Source organism: Streptomyces sp. AJS327 (genome assembly GCF_013450295.1).
Classification (GTDB): domain Bacteria; phylum Actinomycetota; class Actinomycetes; order Streptomycetales; family Streptomycetaceae; genus Streptomyces.
In genome coordinates, this window is sequence record NZ_SKBR01000002.1 from 389,591 (window position 1) to 408,441 (window position 18,851).

Here is an 18,851-nt window from a genome sequence, read left to right on the forward strand (position 1 = left end):
GGAGGCAGAGATGCTCAGACGAAGAGCTGGATTACTGCTCGGCAGCGCGATGGTCGTCGCGCTTCCCCTGGTGAGCCTGGCCAACCCGGCGTCCGCCGGACCGTCGCAGGACGGCAAGGCCGCCGAGGCGACGAAGGCCCAGACCACGAAGGCCAAGGACGCCAAGCCGCTGGACGGCTGCTACACCTGGAACCGCACCCTGAAGGAAGGCCACTCGGGTTCGGACGTCACCCAGCTCCAGATCCGCGTCGCCGGATACCCGGGCTCCGGGAAGGTGCTGGCGATCGACGGCAAGTTCGGCCCGGCGACGAAGGCCGCGGTCAGTCGCTTCCAGAAGGCGTACGGCCTGTCCGCCGACGGCGTGGCCGGACCGAACACCTTCAGCAAGATCTACGCCCTCCAGGACTCCGACTGCTCGCCGAAGCACTTCGACTTCAGCGAGCTGAACAAGTGCAACTCCACCTGGAGCGGCGGCGCGGTCAGCGCCGCGACGGCCAAGTCCAACGCGCTGCGCACCATGTGGAAGCTGGAGGCCATGCGGCACGCGATGGGCGACAAGCCGCTCCGGGTCACCAGCGGCTTCCGTTCCAAGTCGTGCAACGACTCGGTCGGCGGCTCGCCCTCCAGCCGGCACATGTACGGCGACGCGGCCGACCTGGGCGCCGGTTCGCACTCGCTGTGCGCGATGGCCAAGGCGGCCAGGAACCACGGGTTCAACGGCATCCTGGGCCCGGGCTACCCGGGACACAACGACCACACCCACGTCGACCACCGGTCCAGCAGGCACTGGTCGGCGCCTACCTGCGGCATCTGACCTCCGCCGCACGAGCGAAGGGAACCCCCCATGCGCAAACGCCTGATCCACGGCCTGGTGGGCGCTGGCGCGGCCGTCGTCCTGGTGGCGACCGGTGCGGCCGTCGCCCAGGCTGACGAGAGCGCGGCGGAGCCGCGCGCCAAGCTCAGCCACTCGCAGGCCACCAGCAAGTTCAAGTCGGCCGGGCTCAGCTGGTCCTCCAGCGGCGGCTGTTCGGACCGGAACAAGCCGAACTGCACCTCGTTCGACCAGATCAACTCGGCCACGGTGGACGGGGTCATCACGCTGAAGAAGTCCAGCGGATGCGCCGTCAACCTGACCGGCGGCACCGAGACCGGGCACGCGAGCGGCCAGTACAGCCACTGGAACGGCTACAAGGTCGACTTCAGCCTGTCGAGCTGCCTGGACAACTACATCAAGGGCAGCTTCACCTCCATCGGTGGCTCCAAGTGGAAGTCCGCCTCGGGGAACATCTACTACCGCGAGGGCAACCACTGGGACGTGACGTACCACAACTGCGGAGGCTGCTGACCTTCGCCCGACGGACGGCGGAGCCGCAGGGCCCACCCGGCCATGTGCCGCCGTCCGAAGGGGAGTTCGCCGCCGGTCCGGAACCGACCGGAACCGGTGGCCACACCCCCTGAAACATCCGCGCGCCCGGCCCACGGCCCGGCGCGCGCCCGGATCGCGGTGGCCGACACCACCGCGATCCACGGCCCGCGCGGCGCTCGTCGCTCGCGCGGGCCCGCACCGGCCCCGCACCGGCCCCGCACCGGCCCCGCACCGGCCCCGCACCGGCCCCGCACCGGCCCCGCACCGGCCCCGCACCGGCCCCGCACCGGCCCCGCACACGGCCCGAGACGGCCCCAGGCGGCCCGGCCCACGCCCGCCCCGCACCGCCCCCGGGCCCCGCAACCCTCCGGCCCGTACCGCGGGCCCACGGGGGCTCAACCGCTCCCGTACCGCCCCGAGTTGACGCCGTAACGGCACGCGCGAGGGGGAGGGGGAGACGCCCCGCCAACGGCGGGCGGCGAGCCGGGAGTCACACCCCAGCCGAGCCCCGCCCGTGAGTTCCGGGCGCGGTGAGGGAGGCGGACAGCCCCGCCGGACGCCCCGGGCACGCCGTCCGCACCCGCCCGTCATCCGCGTGAACTCCCCCGCGCACGACGGTCGTTAGCCGACTCCAGGCCAGCCGGGCCGCGCGCCCGTGCGACGACCACCGACCCGGAAGCGGCGCCCCGCCGATCGCCGGAAACGGCGGCCGGGGACCAGGATCGAACGGGCCTCCTGACGCGGTGAGTTCAGCAGCAGCGGAAGCCCTCGCGGGGGTCGCGCTCCTGGGCGTCGGTGCGCCGCCGCTCGAACTCCCGCCGGGTGGGCACCTCGGCGGCCGCGTCGTGCGCCCGCAGATGAGCCACATGCCGTTCGTAGGCGGTCTCTCCGGTGAGTTCGCGCAGATACCAGCCGGTCCACCGCACCCCGCGCAACAGCCGGTTCACCGCTCCCCCTCCGCGCCACCGTCCCGGCCGCCCGCCTTCGCGGCGGCTCCCTCCCGGCCGCCCGCCTTCGCGGCGGCCATCTCTTGCTTCTCCTCCCTGGTGGGAATGAGCCCAGCGGGCTCCACCACGGTGGACTTCTGGTACGGCGCCTCCATGAGGCGGGTGCCCTCCGGATCGCGGATCGCCCGGACGCAGGTGCGGGCGCAGTCGATGAGGATGACGACCACCAGCACCGCGAAGAGCGCCGCCAGCGTGCCGGTGACCGTGGAGTTGGTGACCACGGTGTGCATGTCGTCCATGGACTTCGCGGGGGCCAGCACCTCGCCCCGGTCGATCGCCTCCTGGTAGACGGAGCGCTGCTTGAAGAAGCCGACCGCCGGGTCGCTGGAGAAGACCTTCTGCCAGCTGGCGGTCAGGGTGACCACGGCGTCCCAGGCGAGCGGAACGCCGGTGACCCAGGCCCACTTCAGCCGTCCGGACTTGATGAGCAGCGTCGTGCAGACCGCCAGCGCGACCGCCGCCAGCAGCTGGTTGGCGATACCGAAGAGCGGGAAGAGCTGGTTGATCCCGCCCAGCGGCTCGTGGACGCCGACCCAGAGGAAGTAGCCCCAGAGCGCCACCACGATGCCGCTGGTGATCCAGACGCCCGGACGCCAGCTGACCTCACGGAACGGCTTGTAGACGTTGCCGAGCATGTCCTGGAGCATGAACCGGCCGACGCGCGTTCCGGCGTCCAGCGCGGTGAGGATGAACAGCGCCTCGAACATGATGGCGAAGTGGTACCAGAACGCCTTCATCCCGTCGCCGCCGATGACCTGGGTGAAGATCTCCGAGACGCCGACGGCCAGGGTGGGCGCTCCGCCGGTGCGGGAGAGGAGGGACTCCTCCTCCACCGCTCTGGCGGCCGCCTCCAGCTCGGCGGGCGAGATGGAGTAGCCGAAGTTCGCCACCGCCTCCGAGGCTGAGGTCACGGTGTCCCCGATGACGCCCGCGGGGGCGTTCATCGCGAAGAACAGGCCCGGGTCGATGATGCTGGCCGCCACCATCGCCATGATCGCGACGAACGACTCCATCAGCATCGCGCCGTAGCCGATCATCCGGACCTGCGTCTCCTTCTGGATCATCTTCGGGGTGGTTCCCGAGGAGATCAGGGCGTGGAAGCCGGAGAGCGCGCCACAGGCGATGGTGATGAAGACGAAGGGGAACAGGGAACCGGCGAAGACCGGGCCGTCGCCCCGGGAGGCGAAGTCGGTGACGCCGTCCATCCGCAGGTTCGGCATGGCGATCAGCACGCCGAGGGCGAGCAGCCCGATGGTGCCGATCTTCATGAAGGTGGAGAGGTAGTCACGCGGCGCGAGCAGCATCCACACCGGCAGGATCGAGGCGATGAAGCCGTAGATCACCAGCCAGATCACCAGGGTGCCGGGCTCCAGCGTGAACGTGTCGGCCCAGGACGACTCCGCGACCCAGCGACCGGAGACCAGCGCGAGCAGCAGCAACCCGACGCCGATCAGCGACACCTCGGTGACCCGGCCGGGGCGCAGCACCCGCAGGTAGAAGCCCATGAAGAGGGCGATGGGGATGGTCATCGCGATGGAGAAGGCACCCCAGGGCGACTCGGCCAGCGCGTTCACCACGACCAGCGCCAGCACCGCCAGCAGGATGATCATGATCGCGAAGACCGCGATCAGCGCGGCAGCGCCGCCGATCGGCCCGATCTCCTCGCGCGCCATCTGCCCCAGCGACTTGCCGTCCCGCCGCATCGAGAAGAAGAGCGTCACCATGTCCTGCACGGCACCGGCCAGGATGACGCCGACCACGATCCAGATGGTGCCCGGCAGGTAGCCCATCTGGGCCGCCAGTACCGGCCCCACCAGCGGCCCCGCCCCCGCGATCGCCGCGAAGTGGTGCCCGAGCAGCACCCTGCGGTCGGTCGGGTGGTAGTCGACGCCGTTGTCGAGTCGTTCCGCCGGGGTGGCCCGCGTCTTGTCGGCCTTCAGCACCCGGGTCTGAATGAACCGCGCGTAGAACCGGTACCCGATGGCGTACGAACCGAGCGCCGCCGCGATCATCCACACGGCGGAGACCTCCTCGCCGCGCGCGAGGGCGAGCATGGTCCAGCCCAGGGCGCCGATCAGGCCGACACCGGTCCACACGGCGATAGTTCGCGGATTGGCGCGCACTCGCGGATCCTTCCTCACCTGGCGGAACTGCCGTACCGCCGGGGCTGCGGAACCGGCGGCGCCCGGTCGTACGACGGGAGTTGGCAGCTAGGACCGTAGAACAGCCGGGAGGCCAGCGCTATAGCGCGGAACGAATCATCCGACGCGCTCCCGCCGGGCCAGCCGTTCGCGCCCGGCGCACGTCAGCTTCCGCCCGCCCCAGCCCTCCCGCCCCACCCCCGGCCCTCCCGGTTCCAGGCCCGGTCCGGCCCGCCGCGGCAGGGGAGCGGTGGCCGTGCGGTCGTGACGGCGGCGCGGGCGCGGTGCGCCAGGCCCACGGGGCGCGGCAGCGCCCGCGCCACGCGCGTAGCGCCTCAGCGCACCTCGTCGGTTCCGCCGTCGGTGGGGCGCCGGAGGTTCGCGACGAACTTGTACCGGTCGCCCCGGTAGACGGAGCGCACCCACTCCACCGGTTCGCCCGCGGCGTCCCGGGAGTGCCGGGAGAGCATCAGCATCGGCAGGCCGACGTCCGTGCCGAGCAGCCCCGCCTCGCGTGGGGTGGCCAGCGAGGTCTCGATGGTCTCCTCCGCCTCGGCGAGGTGCACCCCGTAGTCCACGGCGAGCGCGGTGTAGAGCGAGGCGTGCCGCACCAGGTTGCGGCGGAGCGCCGGGAAGCGCCGGTGGGAGAGGTGGGTGGTCTCGATGGCCATCGGCTCCCCGCTGGCGAGCCGGAGCCGTTCGATGCGCAGCACCCGCGCCCCGGTGTCGATGTCGAGCAGTTCGGCGAGCCGGTCGTCGGCGGTGACGTAGCCGATGTCCAGGAGCTGCGAGGTGGGTTCGAGGCCCTGGGCGCGCATGTCCTCGGTGTAGGAGGTGAGTTGGAGCGCCTGCGAGACCTTGGGCTTGGCCACGAAGGTGCCCTTGCCCTGGATGCGCTCCAGCCGCCCCTCGACGACCAGCTCCTGGAGCGCCTGCCGGACGGTGGTGCGGGAGGTGTCGAACTCGCTGGCCAGGGTGCGTTCGGGCGGGACGGGGGTGCCGGGCGGCAGGGTCTGGGTCATCTCCAGCAGGTGCCGCTTCAGGCGGTAGTACTTGGGCACGCGCGCGGAGCCGGGGGCACCGCCGTTGCCGCCGACCGTGCGGGGCTCCGCCGGTGCCGCGGCTCCCGTGCTGGTCGCGGGGGTCCCGTCCGTACTCATGGCACGCCTTCCCGAGTCGTTGCCTGCTGCCGTCACCGGCTTCCTCCTGGATAGGGCTCACATCGTGGCATGTGCCGCCCGATGCGGGGTCGGTGAGCCCAGATGTCGTTCCGGTAACGGAAGGGGTAGCCAACTCTGGGCACCATTGACACTCTAGAAAGGTCTAGGCCAAGCTCCCCCTACTGGTCTAAACCATTAAAGACCAATCCCGGTCCCGGGGGGCGGTGCGTGCCGAGAATCGGATGGATCGTCACTGTTCGTGGGGCGGGGGGCTCTTGGCATCCCCGAGGAGGGTGGCGTGAAGCGGAAACTCATAGCGGCGCTCGGTGCGACGGTCCTGGTGGCGGGTCTGGCGGCCTGTGGTTCGGACGACGGCGGCAACGCCTCGAAGGACCCGGCGGACCGGGACGAGGAGCTGACCGTCTGGCTGATGAACGACGCCGAGAGCACCTGGCCCGACCTGGTCAAGGACGTCAACGCGCGGTTCAAGGACAAGTATCCGAAGGTCAAGGTCAACATCCAGTACCAGCAGTGGGGGGACAAGACCAAGAAGCTCGACGCCGCCCTCGGCGGGAGCAAGTTCCCCGACGTGGTCGAGCTGGGCAACACCGAGACGCTGACGTACATCCTCAACGGCGCCCTCGCCGAGGTCGACGAGAAGAAGTACGACAACTCCGACTCCTGGGTCCAGGGGCTCAAGGACACCTGCACCTACGAGGGGAAGCTCTACTGCGTCCCGTACTACTCCGCGGCCCGCGTCGCGCTGCACAACACCGAGATGTTCGAGAAGGCCACCGGCTCGGCGAAGGTGCCCGAGACCGAGGCCGGACTGCGGAAGGCGCTCGGCGAGCTGGGTGACGAGTACGGCTCCGACGCCGCGTTCTCCCCGCTCTACCTCCCCGGCAAGTACTGGTACGCCGCGATGTCCTACGTCACCGCGTACGGCGGCCAGATCGCCACGTCGGAGAAGGACGGTGAGGACGGCGAGAAGTGGAAGGCCACGCTGAGCGAACCGGCCGCGCGCAAGGGCATCCAGCACTTCGCCGACCTGATCAGCGACTACAACAACGCCGACAAGACCAAGGACGAGCTGGACCACGCCAACGTCATGGCGAACGAGAAGACGGCGATGCTCTACGGCAACGCCTTCGAGGTCGCCCGGGTCACCGGCACCGAGCAGGGCAACAAGAAGCTCAAGGGCAAGATCGAGACCGCCGTGATGCCCGGTCCCGGTGGTAAGCCGCTGCCCTCCTTCATCGGCGGCTCCGACCTCGGGGTCATCGAGAAGTCCGGGGTCAAGGACCTGGCCGAGGACTGGATCTCGATGTTCACCAGCGAGAAGGCCCAGGAGAAGCTGGCCTCCAAGAAGATCCTGCCGAACAACACCAAGCAGCTGGAACCGCTCAAGGACGATCCGGAGACCGCCCCGGCCGCCAAGGCCGTGACCGACGCCTGGTTCACCCCGATCGCCCCCGGCTGGGCCGCGATCGAGAAGCAGAACGTGCTGCCGAACATGCTGGTGTCGATCGTCAAGGGCGAGTCCGTGAAGTCGGCGACCGCGAAGGCCGACAAGCAGATCGACGAACTCATCAACAACGACGCCTGAGTGGTCGTAGGAGCGGAAGGTCTGCACTGTGAGTGCCGCTGACACAGCACGCACCCCCGCGGCCCGCCCCGAGCCGTCCCCCTCCCCGCGGCCCACCCGGCCGGGGGGAGGGGGCACCGGGGGAGCGCGGAAGCCGGGCGCGAGGGACGCCCGGGGGCGCCGGGCCCGGCGGGGCGCCGCCACCCTGCCCTACCTGTTGATCGCCCCCGCCATCGTGGCGATCGGCGCCATCTTCCTCTGGCCGCTGGTGCGGACGGTGGTGATGTCCTTCCAGGACATGGGCCGCCGGGAGCTGTGGACCGGCGACAGCCCACCCTGGGTCGGCTTCGAGCAGTTCACCGACATCCTGGGCGACTCCCAGTTCTGGGACGTGACCCTCCGGACCGTCCTGTTCATGGGGGTCTGCGTCACCGTGACCATGGGGGCCGGGCTGCTGGTCGCGCTGCTGATGCAGCGGGTCTCCACCTGGGTGCGGCTGCTGCTCACCGGGGCGCTGGTCGCCGCCTGGTCGATGCCGCTGCTGGTCGCCACCTCGGTCTTCCGCTGGTTCGCGGACAGCGACTACGGGGTGGCCAACAGCCTGCTCAGCAAGCTGCCCGGGGTGGACATGCAGGGCCACAACTGGTTCATCAACCCCTGGCAGGGCTTCGCCGTCATCGCGGCCGTGGTCATCTGGGGGGCCGTCCCCTTCGTCGTCATCACGCTCTACGCGGCGCTGACCCAGGTGCCCAGGGAGCTGGAGGAGGCGGCGCAGCTGGACGGCGCCGGGCCCCTCACGGTCTTCCGGAACGTGGTGTTCCCGGTGATCAAGCCGGTGTTCCAGATGGTCGCGACGCTCTCGGTGATCTGGGACTTCAACGTGTTCGGCCAGGTCTTCCTGATGCGCGGCAACAAGCCGGAACCGGAGTACGAACTGCTCGGCATCTACTCCTTCCAGAAGGCGTTCGAGAGCTCCTCGTTCAGCCAGGGCGCCGCCATCGCGCTGATCACAGTGCTGCTGCTGTCCGGCGTCGCCGTGTACTACCTGCGCCAGCTGCTCAAGACGGGAGAGGTCGAATGACGCACGCCGCCGGGCGGACCAGGACCGTCCACGCCAGGCAGCGCCGCCGCCGCGGTGGCCGCCTCGGCTACAACGCGCTGGGGCTGCTGGCCACCCTCGTCATGGCCTTCCCCGTCTACTGGCTGGTGGTCAGCGCCCTGCGGCCGAACCACGAGATCCGCAGCTACGACCAGACGCTCTGGCCCAGCTCCGTCACCCTCGACAACTTCACGCGCGCCACCGAGACGCGGTTCTTCTGGACGGCCATCCAGTCCAGCCTCGTCATCTGCGTCACCTCGGTGCTCGGCGCGATGGTGATCGGCACCATCGCGGCCTTCGCCATCGGCCGCTTCCGGTTCCTCGGCCGCAAGGCGTTCATGATGGTCCTGATCCTCGTGCAGCTGCTGCCACCGACCGCCATGCTCATCCCGATCTACGTCCAGCTCAACTCGCTGGGCGCGCTCAACGAGTACTGGGGCGTCATCGTCGTCTACCTCGTCACGGTGCTGCCCTTCACCACCTGGATGGTGCGCGGCTTCGTCGTCAACATCCCCCGGGAGCTGGAGGAGTCGGCGATGGTGGACGGCTGCACCCGGATGGGAGCCTTCCGCCGGGTGATCCTCCCGCTGCTCGCGCCCGGGCTGGCCGCGGCCTCGATCTTCGCCCTCATCACGGCGTGGAACGAGTACCTGTTCGCGTACGTCCTGATGCAGGACAACGACAAGTACACGCTCAACGTGTGGCTGATGAACTTCACCACCGACCGCGGCACCGACTACGGCGGACTGATGGCCGGTTCCGTGATGATCTCCATCCCCGTCGTCATCTTCTTCCTGCTCGTGCAGAAGAAGATGGCCACCGGGCTGACCTCCGGCGCAGTGAAGGGCTAACCCCCGAAGGGACACCCCCATGACCACCCACGCACCCGAGACCGACACCGTCACCCGTGACGCCCTCGCCGTCCTCCAGCCCGGATTCACCGGGACCTCGGCCCCCGCGTGGCTGCTGCGCCAACTGGAGCAGGGCCTCTCCTCCGTCGGCCTGTTCGGCCGGAACATCGACAACCCCGAGCAACTCGCCGCGCTCACCGCGGAGTTGCGCCAAGCCCGCCCCGAGGTGCTGGTGGGCATCGACGAGGAGGGCGGGGACGTCACCCGGCTGGAGGCGCGCAGCGGCTCCTCGTTCCCCGGCAACCACGCGCTCGGCCACGTCGACGACCCAGGCCTGACCCGGAGCGTCGCGCGCGAACTGGGCCGCCGGCTGGCCGCCTGCGGGGTCAACCTCAACTGGGCGCCCTCCGCGGACGTCAACTCCAATCCGGACAACCCCGTCATCGGGGTGCGCTCCTTCGGCAGCGACCCGGCGCTGGTCGCCCGGCACACCGTCGCCTACGTCGAGGGGCTCCAGGCCGCCGGGGTGGCCGCCTGCGTCAAGCACTTCCCCGGGCACGGCGACACCGCGGTCGACTCCCACCACGCCGTACCCCGCATCGACGCCGGTCTCGACACCCTCCACACCCGGGAGTTGCTGCCGTTCCGGGAGGCCGTCGCCGCCGGGACGGCCGGGGTGATGAGCGCCCACATCCTGCTGCCCGCCCTCGACGCTGGCCGCCCCGCCACCCTCAGCCCCAGCGTGCTGTCCGGACTGCTGCGCGCGCCCCGCGAGGAGGGCGGCCTCGGCTACGACGGCCTGATCGTCACCGACGGGCTGGAGATGCGGGCCATCACCGCCACCTACGGGCTGGAGCGCGGCGGCGTGCTCGCGATAGCGGCCGGAGCCGACGCGATCTGCGTCGGCGGCGGACTGGCCGACGAGGACACCGTGCTGCGGCTGCGGGACGCGCTGGTACGAGCGGTCCACGACGGCGAGCTGCCGGAGGAGCGGCTCGCCGAAGCCGCGGCACGGGTACGCCAGCTCTCCGCCTGGACACGGCGCGCGACCCCCGCGACACCCCCCGAGCCCGCGCCGGACATCGGCCTCCAGGCCGCCCGGCGAGCCCTCACCCTCACCGGCGCCGCGCGCTACCAGCCCCCGGCCACGCCCCCGTTCGTCGCCGCCTTCACCCCGCTGGCCAACATCGCCGTCGGCGACGAGACGCCGTGGGGCGTCGGCGCCGAACTGGAGGCGCTCCTCCCGGGGACCGAGATCGCCGCCTACGGGGGGAACACCGGATACGACGGGGACCGGCACGGACCGTCCGGGCTGTGTGGAGATGTACTGCGCGCGGCGGGTGACCGTAGGATCGTCGCAGTGGTACGCGACGCGCATCGGCATCCGTGGATGGCGGAGGCCCTGGCGGCCCTCGTCGCCGCCCGGCCGGAGACGGTCGTGGTGGAGATGGGGGTGCCCCAGTCACCGCCCACCGGTGCCCTGCACATCGCCACCCGCGGAGCCGCCCGCGTCTGCGGCCGGGCCGCGGCGGAGGTCATCGCCGGTGAGCGGACCGGCGGCGGACACCACCACACGTGAAGAGCCACTTGGAGGCAGCCAGCATGTCAGCGCCGTCCGTTCCCCCGCCAGGCCGCGTCATGTCCGGCGAGATGGCGGAGCAGCCCGCAGTGCTCCGCCGTCTGCTCGACCGGGAGTCCGGAGCGGAGTCCGGCCCCGGTGGCACCCCGACCATCCGTGAGGTCGCCGAGCGCATCGCCGCGAAGAACCCCCGCTTCGTCCTGCTGACCGCGCGCGGCACCTCGGACAACGCGGCCCTCTACGCCAAGTACCTGCTGGAGGTCATGCTCGGCAAGCCCTGCGGGCTGACCTCGATGTCCACCACCACGGCCTACGGCGCCCGGCAGGACCTCACCGACTGCCTGGTCATCACCGTCAGCCAGTCCGGGGGGTCACCCGACCTCGTCGCCTCGGCGAAGTCCGCGCGGGACGCCGGGGCCATCACCCTCGCGGTGACCAACAACGCGGACTCGCCGCTGGCCGCCGTCTGCGAGCACCACATCGACGTGCTCGCGGGCCCCGAGAAGGCGCTCCCGGCCACCAAGACCTACACCGCCGAACTCCTCGCCCTCTACCTCTTCGTCGACGGGATGCGGGCCTGGGCCGAGGGCGGCGCCGACTCCGGCCGCGGGCTGGAACAGGCCCGGGAGCTGCCCGAGTTGGCCGCCGCCGTCCTCGCCCGGCAGGACGAGGTCCGCGCGCTGGCCGCCCGCTACCGGTTCGCCGAGCGAATGGTCCTCACCTCCCGCGGCTACGGCTACCCCACCGCGAAGGAGGCCGCGCTCAAGCTGATGGAGACCAGCTACATCCCCGCGCTCTCCTACTCCGGCGCCGACCTGCTGCACGGCCCGTTGGCCATGGTCGACAACATCTCCCCGGTGATCGCGGTGGTCACCGACGGCAAGGGTGGCGAGGCGCTGCGCCCGGTGCTCGACCGGCTCCGGGACCGCGGCGCCGACCTGGTCGTCATCGGAAGCGCCAGCGCGGTGGAGGGCGCCTCCGCCGGATTCGCGCTGCCCACCGAGCGGCTGGCCGAGGAGCTCCAGCCGATCGTGGAGATCCTGCCGCTCCAGATGCTGGCCTACGAGGTCACCATCGCCCGGGGCCAGGACCCGGACGCGCCCCGCTCGCTGGCGAAGGTGACCGAGACCCGCTGAGCCCCGCCCCGCCGGACGGGCACCGCCCGGCGCACGGCACCCCGACCGCCCCCGCCACCGCCGGGGGCGGTCGCGTCGTTCACCCCTTGTTCATCGTTCGCCCCTCCCGCCAGCGCCCTCCCGCCGGGCCGTCCCCCCCCACGGCCGGACGTGCGCGGCCGCCCGCACCCGCCGGTCGCGCGGGTGAGCCCGCCCGTCACGCTCGCCGTCCCGGCGCGCCCGCACCGCGTCAACGCGACGTGACGGGCGGGGCGTTGGGCCGTGGCAGGCCGTCGCACTCGCGGGCGCGCGGCGCGGACCGTGGGACGCGAGGCTGTGCGACAGGCCGGTGACGGGGTCCCGCGACGGCGCGTCGTGCGCGACCGGCGCGGAGGGGACGACCGAACGAAACGCAGGAGCGGGTCGCCAGCGACGCCGCTGGCGGGGACCCCGGGGGAGAGGAAGAGAGAAAGGAACGGGTGCCGCCCGTGTCGCTTCGGGCGCGGGGACGGGCGGGACCCTCAACCCGTCCGGCCCCGCGACCCGGAGCTTCCAAGGCCCGGCGCGGTCAGGGCAGAGCGCGCCACGGGCCTCGATCTGTCCTCCTGTGCGGGGAGGACAGAAGTTCTGGGGCCGATTGTGGACTAGACCACTCTCCGGTGTCCATACCTCGGAGGCCCGCTCCACCCCGGGCCTCCCACCGGGCCCACGGCCCCACGGAACCGGCCCCGGACGGGGTGAGCCCGGCCCCGCCGCACGCTCCCGCCCCGCCACCACTCCCGCGGTGCCCGCCCGACCCCCGGCTCCGGGAGAGCGCCCCGAACCCGGGGCGGGGGAGGCCGGTGCGGCGCGCCCGCGCGAAGGGGAGCCGAGTCTACGCGGGCGCGGGCGGGCCGCGGACCCCTCGCCGGTAAGCTCGCCAAGTGCCCTCCATGAACGACCTCGTCCGACAGCACACCGCGCTCTCCGACTCCGACCTCGAATGGCTGCACCTGCTGGTCTCCGAGTGGCAGCTGCTGTCCGACCTCTCCTTCGCCGACCTCGTCCTCTGGGTGCCCACCCTGGACGGCACGCGCTACGTCTCCGTGGCCCAGATGCGTCCCAACACCGGCCCCACCTCGCACCAGAACGACATGGTCGGCCATCTCGTCCCCCGTGGCCGGAGGCCGCTGCTGGACGCCGCGCTGGACGAGGGCCGGATCGTGCGCGAGGGCGACCCGGAGTGGCGCGAGGAGGTGCCGGTGCGCGTCGAGTCCATCCCGGTGCGCCGGGAGGACCGGGTGCTGGGCGTCATCGCGCGGAACACCAACCTGCTGACCGTCCGCACCCCGAGCCGCCTCGAACTGACCTACCTCCAGAGCGCCTCCGACCTGGCCCAGATGATCGCCGCCGGTTCGTTCCCGTTCCCCGGCCAGGAACTCGACATCGACCACATCCCCCGGGTCGGCGACGGGCTGATCCGGCTGGACGCCGACGGCTTCGTGCAGTACGCCAGCCCCAACGCGCTCTCCGCCTACCACCGCCTCGGGCTCTCGGCCGACCTCGTGGGACTGCATCTCGGCCTCGCCACCTCCGAACTCGCCCCGGACCGCGCCCCCGTTGACGAGGCGCTGGTCAAACTCGCCAGCGGCTGGGCGCCGCGCGGCGCCGAGGTGGAGGCCAACGACTGCGTCGTGCAGCTGCGCACCATCCCGCTGAAGCCGAAGGGCACCCGCATCGGCTCGCTGATCCTGCTCCGCGACATCACCGAGGTGCGGCGGCGCGAGCGCGAGCTGATGACGAAGGACGCGACCATCCGGGAGATCCACCACCGGGTGAAGAACAACCTACAGACCGTCGCGGCGCTGCTGCGCCTCCAGGCCCGCCGGATGGACTCCGTGCCGGGGAAGGCGGCGCTGGGGGAGGCGGTGCGCCGGGTCGGCTCGATCGCCATCGTCCACGAGACGCTGTCCCAGCGGCTGGACGAGCGGGTCGAGTTCGACGAGATCGCCGACCGGGTCCTGGCGATGGTCGCCGAGATCTCGCCCGGCCGTGTCCAGGGGCACCGCACCGGGCACTTCGGGGTGCTGGACGCCGAGGTAGCCACCCCGCTGTCCATGGTGCTCACCGAGGTGCTCCAGAACGCGCTGGAGCACGGCTTCGGCCCGGGGGAGCAGGGAACCGTCGAGGTCAGCGCGGTGCGGGGCACGGCCCAGCAGGAGGGGCGGCTGCTGGTCACCGTGGAGGACGACGGCCGCGGACTACCGGAGGGCTTCGACGTGCGCAGTGCCGGGAACCTCGGCCTGCAAATCGTGCGCACCCTGGTGGAGGGCGAGTTGGGCGGCAGTCTCAGCATGCTCCCGGCACCGGACCGGGGCACCCGAGTCGTCTTCGACCTGCCCGTCTCGGTGGAGAAGCGGGAGCGCGGCTGACCGCCTCCCCGACGGCCCGTACGCCCCGCCTCGTTCGTCCGACGCTTTCTCCGGCCCGTCCGTCCCCGGGGCCCGCCCGGCGCGGTGCCGCTCGCCGCGTTCCCGTGCGGCGGTCAACCGAATTCCCGTACGGGGGCGCGCAGTTGGTCGATGGCGAGTGCCCCGTCCGCGGTGCGCGCAGTTCGCCCGGTCGGCGGTCGCGGGACGCACGGGCCCGCCGCCACCGAAGCGGCAGCCTCCAGACGAGGCGTCAGCGCCCCGCCGACGAGCCCCGTCAACACCGGCGGGCAGCCGCCGCGGCGTGCGGTGAACGGGCGCCCGGCGGACGGGCGTTCACCCGCCCCGGCCGCCCGGACGGGACCGGAGCGGGCGCGGGCTGACACACGTGAGCCCCGGTGTCGCGACGGCTCTGGGCGGCGTCGCGGACCGGGGCTCAACGGTCTGCTGGTGCGGTGCGCATCGGGGGCACTGCGCGCTGCGGCTCGGGATGCGGCTGGTGACGGGTGGGGCGTCAGTCAGGCGGTCGCGGCGTTGTTCCGCGCCCGGTTGCGAGCGGCGCGGCGCTTCATCGCGCGGCGCTCGTCCTCGCTGAGGCCACCCCAGACACCGGAGTCCTGGCCGGACTCCAGGGCCCACTGCAGGCACTGCTCCATCACGGGGCAGCGGCGGCAGACGGCCTTGGCTTCCTCGATCTGCAGCAGCGCAGGACCAGTGTTGCCGATGGGGAAGAACAGCTCGGGGTCTTCCTCGCGGCAAACGGCGTTGTGACGCCAGTCCATGGCTGCTACCTCTCCTCGTGTGCTTGCTTGTGAATGTGAACGCTTTCACGAATCCCCTCGTGTGGGAAGAGGGAGCCGCGAGAATGTGATGCGGGTCCCACTGGAACGAGGAGGGGGATTCGGACTCTCAAGGGGGCCCGTCGTGGGCCGTCCCGATCGCCATGAAGAGATTGGCAAACCTGGACGGCGGATACAACCCCTTCCGGAAAGTTTTTTTTGAATCCTTGGTGTCGCCTAGCTCACAGCCCTCATTCCACAGGGTGGATGCTGGTCTAAACGTTCGACTGGAAGGACTTTGAACCCTTCCGCTTATGCAATCACACGCAGTGCACGGCGAACACCTGTGAAGCTCACGCTAGTTCGCAGTCCGAGGTGGTCACCGTCCATCTGAAACGGCTGTGGCACCTGGGAATGCAAGGTGAAGCCCGTCACATCGTGCCGCGTGACCGCGTGCTTGCCGCGCGGTCCCCGCTCCGGGCTGGAGGTGAGCAACTGTGTGCCGTAGCGGCTGACGGCGGCCGAGGTCAGACGGGAGAGTCCGAGCAGGTCAAGGGCGGTGTCGAAGGACGCCTCGGGGGCCGCGTAGAGCGGGCGGTTGCCCAGGTAGGTCCACGGCGCGGTATTGCAGACTATGGACAGCACCAGGCCCTCGACGGGGTCCTCGCCCGGCTGCTCCAGCGTGATCGTTCCGCGCCGCCGGTGCTGTTCCTTGACGAACTGCCGTACCACCTGGCGTACATAGAGCGCGTGCGTCGAACGCTTTCCGCGTTCCCGCTGCTGTTCCACTCGTCCGACAATGCCGGCGTCGAATCCGAAGCCCGCGGTGAAGGTGAACCAGCGGGCGGGAACCTCGGCGTCCTCGCTGCCCGGGGAACCACTCGCCAGACCGAGGCCGACGGTGCGTTCGCTGCCCTGGTGCAGCAGATCCAGCAGGGCGCCGGTCGCCTCGACGACGTCGTTGGGCAGGCCCAGCGCGCGGGCGAAGACGTTGGTGGACCCACCGGGGACCACCGCGAGCCGGGGCAGGTGGTCCGGGTCGGGGCCGTGGTGCAGCAGCCCGTTCACGACCTCGTTGACCGTGCCGTCCCCGCCGAGGGCGATGACCAGGTCGGCGGCGCCGTCCTCCACCGCGCCCCGGGCGATGTCCCGCGCGTGCCCCCGGTACTCGGTGGCGACGACCTCCAGCTTGAGGTCGCTGGCGAGCGCGTGCGTCAGGACGTCACGGGTTCGCGCACTGGTGGTGGTAGCTGCCGGATTGACCACGAGGAGCGCACGCATGAGGTGCAGAGTACCCATCCCGGCGCGGGGCGGCCCAGCCGGTCGGTGAGGGGAGGACGGACCCCGCGGTGGAGGTGCTCCCTCCGGTGCGGGCCCCGGCGGAGGGCCGGGCGGTGGCCCGGAGCGCGGGTGGGACGGCGGTGCGGCTCCGGGGAAGCGGCGGCGGGCCGGGGGAGTCCCGCGCGGTGTGCCCTAGGCTTTCCCCGTACCCTGCGACCCCTGTGAGCGGGAGCCCCCTGTGAGCGACACCCCCGAGACCCTGCCGTCCGCCGCCCGGCCCCGGCGCATCACGGCCGCCGCGGCGCTGACCGCGCTGGAGGGCGGGGTGGTCGCGGCCTTCGGGATCGTCTCGCTGGTGATGCTGGTGACCAGCACCCCGGACGACACCGTGCAGGCCGTGACGCTCGCGGTGACGGTGCTGGCGCTCGCCGTCCTCCCGCTGGCCGCCGCGCGGGGGCTCTGGCTGCGGCGCCGCTGGAGCCGGGGCCCGGCGATGATCGTGCAGCTGCTGGGCCTGCCGGTCGGCTGGCAGATGGCGCAGAACGGCGGGATGTGGCTGGTCGCCGGGGTGGGCATCGGGCTGGCCTCGCTGGCCGTGCTCGCCTGCGTGGTGAATCCGACGGCCACCGAGGCGCTGGGCATCGGTCCGCGCGAGGGGTAGGCGCCCCCTGTCCGGCTCGCGGGCGCCGCGCCGCCCGCGAGGGTGTCCCCGTTCCACGCACCGCCGGTGGTCCCGGCGGTGCGTCCTCACTCCTCGACCAGGAGCCGATCGCGGAGCTGGGCCAGCGTGCGGGCCAGCAGCCGGGAGACGTGCATCTGGGAGATGCCGACCTCCTGCGCGATCTGCGACTGCGTCATGTTCCCGAAGAACCGCAGCAGCAGGATCTTCTTCTCCCGCGGCGGCAGTTCCTCCAGCAGCGGTTTCAGCGACTCGCGGTACTCCACGCCCTCCAGGGCGTCGTCCTCCGCGCCGAGGGTGTCGGCGACCGCGGGGGACTCGTCGTCGGTGTCGGGTACGTCCAGCGAGAGGGTGCTGTAGGCGTTCGCCGACTCCAGCCCCTCCAGTACCTCCTCCTCGGAGATGGACAGTCGCGCCGCCAGTTCGTGCACGGTCGGCGCCCGGCCGTGCCGCTGGGAGAGTTCCGCGGTGGCCGAGGTCAGCGAGAGCCGCAGCTCCTGAAGACGCCGGGGCACCCGGACCGCCCAGCCCTTGTCCCGGAAGTGCCGTTTGATCTCCCCGACCACCGTGGGGGTGGCGTAGGTGGAGAACTCGACGCCCCGGTCCGGGTCGAAGCGGTCGACGGACTTGATCAGGCCGATCGTCGCGACCTGCGTGAGGTCGTCGAGCGGCTCGCCGCGGTTCCGGAAGCGGCGGGCCAGGTGCTCGACGAGCGGCAGGTGCATTCGCACGAGGTGGTTGCGCAGCTCCGCGCGCTCCGGGGAGCCGTCGGGCAGCTTGTGCAGCTCGGCGAAGAGAGTGCGCGCGCCACTGCGGTCGTGCGGGTTCTCGTGCCCGCTCCAGCCGTCGTGTCCCTGCATCTCGTGCTGCTGCTGGTCCATCGCGTCCGCCCGCTCCGCCTGCTCCGGTCGCTGACTCGTGGGGTCGGCCGGGTGTGGCCGGGCCTGCTGCTCGGGGATTCCCGGGCCGGCCGCCGCGTGGCGACCGGCCCACATCTCCCTTGCCTCGTGCTCAGTCACGATGCTCCGGGGCCAGCGCCGCGCTTCTTGTGCAGGCTGATGCTGACCGTGCGGTCGTCGGACACGTCGGAGTCGACCTCACCGGCCAGGGCCGAGAGCACCGTCCACGCGAAGGTGTCGCGCTCCGGGGCGCGTCCGTCGGTGGTCGGTGCCGAGACGGTGACTCGCAGGGAGTCGCCGACCAGCTTGAAGAGGCAGCTGAGGACGGACCCCGGCACGGCCTGCTGGAGCAGGATCGCGCACGCCTCGTCCACGGCGATCCGCAGATCCTCGATCTCGTCAAGGGTGAAGTCCAAGCGGGCCGCGAGACCGGCGGTCGCCGTACGCAGCACCGACAGATAGGCACCCGCCGCGGGCAGTCGGACCTCGACGAAGTCCTGTGCCGCTGGCTCGCCTGCGATCTGGGACACCCTCACCTCCAAGGTGACACAAGCTGGTTGGGCTCTAAGGCTGTTTGCTCTGGCTGTTGTTCAGGATGACTCTGCCCGGACGGCCTCACCGGGCGGCGCTTCCCTGGCGTATCGCTCGCTGGGAACCAACGCACCGGCACGGCCGATCGTTCGCCTTGACGCTACCGCGATCCGTGATCGGATGCCGCGCGCTCCGGGGGGAGGCCAGCCACCCGACAGCTGTCACCCATAGTAAACATATGGGTACTTTATGTGGCTAGGGGGTGGGCGCTTCAAATCCGGGAAGATTACGCTGAGTTGGCGGCGCGGGCCCGCTCAGGGCAGCACTCAGGACGCGGCGGAGTCAGTCTGCCCTCCTTCGGTTCGGCGCCG

At 71.4% G+C, this 18,851-nt stretch carries 16 protein-coding genes; 9 read left to right on the forward strand and 7 right to left on the reverse strand.

All coding sequences use genetic code 11. The annotated features are described in order from the left end of the window. Positions 1–10: 10 nt before the first annotated feature. Both E0L36_RS11540 and E0L36_RS11545 read left to right on the forward strand, forming a co-directional pair. On the forward strand, positions 11–814 hold the full coding sequence (locus E0L36_RS11540) for a D-Ala-D-Ala carboxypeptidase family metallohydrolase (protein WP_180928934.1): 804 nt from the start codon (positions 11–13) through the stop codon (positions 812–814). Positions 815–844: 30 nt separating this feature from the next. Then, entirely contained in the window at positions 845–1,345 is a 501-nt protein-coding gene (locus tag E0L36_RS11545; protein ID WP_180928935.1) for a hypothetical protein, read from the forward strand. A gap of 770 nt (positions 1,346–2,115) precedes the next feature. On the opposite strand, the gene E0L36_RS11550 is transcribed toward E0L36_RS11545, so the two are convergent. The 3 genes from E0L36_RS11550 to E0L36_RS11560 form a co-directional block, all read right to left on the reverse strand. Further along, positions 2,116–2,313, reverse strand: coding sequence for a CstA-like transporter-associated (seleno)protein (locus E0L36_RS11550; protein WP_180928936.1), 198 nt, complete (start codon positions 2,311–2,313; stop codon positions 2,116–2,118). After that, entirely contained in the window at positions 2,310–4,496 is a 2,187-nt protein-coding gene (locus E0L36_RS11555; RefSeq protein WP_308416729.1) for a carbon starvation CstA family protein, read from the reverse strand. Before E0L36_RS11555 ends, E0L36_RS11550 begins: the two co-directional genes overlap by 4 nt. 353 nt (positions 4,497–4,849) lie before the next feature. Next, entirely contained in the window at positions 4,850–5,674 is an 825-nt protein-coding gene (locus E0L36_RS11560) for a GntR family transcriptional regulator (protein WP_180928937.1), read from the reverse strand. Between the two features lie 298 nt (positions 5,675–5,972). Here E0L36_RS11560 and E0L36_RS11565 point away from each other — a divergent pair, with 298 nt between their 5' ends. The 6 genes from E0L36_RS11565 to E0L36_RS11590 all read left to right on the forward strand — a co-directional run bounded on the left by E0L36_RS11565 (position 5,973) and on the right by E0L36_RS11590 (position 14,314). Then, entirely contained in the window at positions 5,973–7,280 is a 1,308-nt protein-coding gene (locus E0L36_RS11565) for an extracellular solute-binding protein (RefSeq protein WP_180928938.1), read from the forward strand. A gap of 28 nt (positions 7,281–7,308) precedes the next feature. Then, the gene (locus E0L36_RS11570; protein ID WP_180928939.1) at positions 7,309–8,340 is read left to right on the forward strand and encodes a carbohydrate ABC transporter permease; all 1,032 of its coding nucleotides are present in this window, start codon (positions 7,309–7,311) and stop codon (positions 8,338–8,340) included. Further along, a complete protein-coding gene (locus tag E0L36_RS11575; RefSeq protein WP_180928940.1) occupies positions 8,337–9,209 on the forward strand; it encodes a carbohydrate ABC transporter permease in 873 nt (290 codons plus the stop codon). Before E0L36_RS11570 ends, E0L36_RS11575 begins: the two co-directional genes overlap by 4 nt. Before the next feature lie 19 nt (positions 9,210–9,228). Continuing rightward, a complete protein-coding gene (locus tag E0L36_RS11580) occupies positions 9,229–10,788 on the forward strand; it encodes a glycoside hydrolase family 3 protein (protein WP_180928941.1) in 1,560 nt (519 codons plus the stop codon). 23 nt (positions 10,789–10,811) lie between these two features. Continuing rightward, positions 10,812–11,924: an SIS domain-containing protein gene (locus E0L36_RS11585; RefSeq protein ID WP_180928942.1), complete on the forward strand. Its 1,113-nt coding sequence runs from the start codon at positions 10,812–10,814 to the stop codon at positions 11,922–11,924. A gap of 911 nt (positions 11,925–12,835) precedes the next feature. Beyond that, a complete protein-coding gene (locus E0L36_RS11590) occupies positions 12,836–14,314 on the forward strand; it encodes a sensor histidine kinase (RefSeq protein WP_180929941.1) in 1,479 nt (492 codons plus the stop codon). A gap of 515 nt (positions 14,315–14,829) precedes the next feature. On the opposite strand, the gene E0L36_RS11595 is transcribed toward E0L36_RS11590, so the two are convergent. After that, positions 14,830–15,093 (reverse strand): WhiB family transcriptional regulator, encoded by a 264-nt coding sequence (locus tag E0L36_RS11595; RefSeq protein WP_027747983.1) that lies wholly within the window; start codon positions 15,091–15,093, stop codon positions 14,830–14,832. Between the two features lie 309 nt (positions 15,094–15,402). Then, positions 15,403–16,371: a diacylglycerol kinase family protein gene (locus E0L36_RS11600; RefSeq protein ID WP_180928943.1), complete on the reverse strand. Its 969-nt coding sequence runs from the start codon at positions 16,369–16,371 to the stop codon at positions 15,403–15,405. 238 nt (positions 16,372–16,609) lie between these two features. Here E0L36_RS11600 and E0L36_RS11605 point away from each other — a divergent pair, with 238 nt between their 5' ends. Further along, positions 16,610–17,032 carry a hypothetical protein gene (locus E0L36_RS11605; protein WP_308416730.1) on the forward strand — a complete coding sequence of 141 codons (423 nt, stop codon included), beginning with the start codon at positions 16,610–16,612 and terminating at the stop codon, positions 17,030–17,032. Between the two features lie 86 nt (positions 17,033–17,118). On the opposite strand, the gene E0L36_RS11610 is transcribed toward E0L36_RS11605, so the two are convergent. Beyond that, positions 17,119–18,069 (reverse strand): RNA polymerase sigma factor SigF, encoded by a 951-nt coding sequence (locus E0L36_RS11610; RefSeq protein WP_374705525.1) that lies wholly within the window; start codon positions 18,067–18,069, stop codon positions 17,119–17,121. Further along, entirely contained in the window at positions 18,066–18,479 is a 414-nt protein-coding gene (locus tag E0L36_RS11615) for an anti-sigma regulatory factor (protein ID WP_180928944.1), read from the reverse strand. Before E0L36_RS11615 ends, E0L36_RS11610 begins: the two co-directional genes overlap by 4 nt. Between the last annotated feature and the right edge of the window lie 372 nt (positions 18,480–18,851).

Coding starts and splice junctions, on each gene's coding strand:
- E0L36_RS11540 (WP_180928934.1), top strand. CDS start 11: ATGCTCAGACGAAGAGCTGGATTACTGCTCGGCAGCGCGATGGTCGTC.
- E0L36_RS11545 (WP_180928935.1), top strand. CDS start 845: ATGCGCAAACGCCTGATCCACGGCCTGGTGGGCGCTGGCGCGGCCGTC.
- E0L36_RS11560 (WP_180928937.1), bottom strand. CDS start 5,674: ATGAGTACGGACGGGACCCCCGCGACCAGCACGGGAGCCGCGGCACCG.
- E0L36_RS11575 (WP_180928940.1), top strand. CDS start 8,337: ATGACGCACGCCGCCGGGCGGACCAGGACCGTCCACGCCAGGCAGCGC.
- E0L36_RS11580 (WP_180928941.1), top strand. CDS start 9,229: ATGACCACCCACGCACCCGAGACCGACACCGTCACCCGTGACGCCCTC.
- E0L36_RS11585 (WP_180928942.1), top strand. CDS start 10,812: ATGTCAGCGCCGTCCGTTCCCCCGCCAGGCCGCGTCATGTCCGGCGAG.
- E0L36_RS11590 (WP_180929941.1), top strand. CDS start 12,836: ATGAACGACCTCGTCCGACAGCACACCGCGCTCTCCGACTCCGACCTC.
- E0L36_RS11595 (WP_027747983.1), bottom strand. CDS start 15,093: ATGGACTGGCGTCACAACGCCGTTTGCCGCGAGGAAGACCCCGAGCTG.
- E0L36_RS11600 (WP_180928943.1), bottom strand. CDS start 16,371: ATGCGTGCGCTCCTCGTGGTCAATCCGGCAGCTACCACCACCAGTGCG.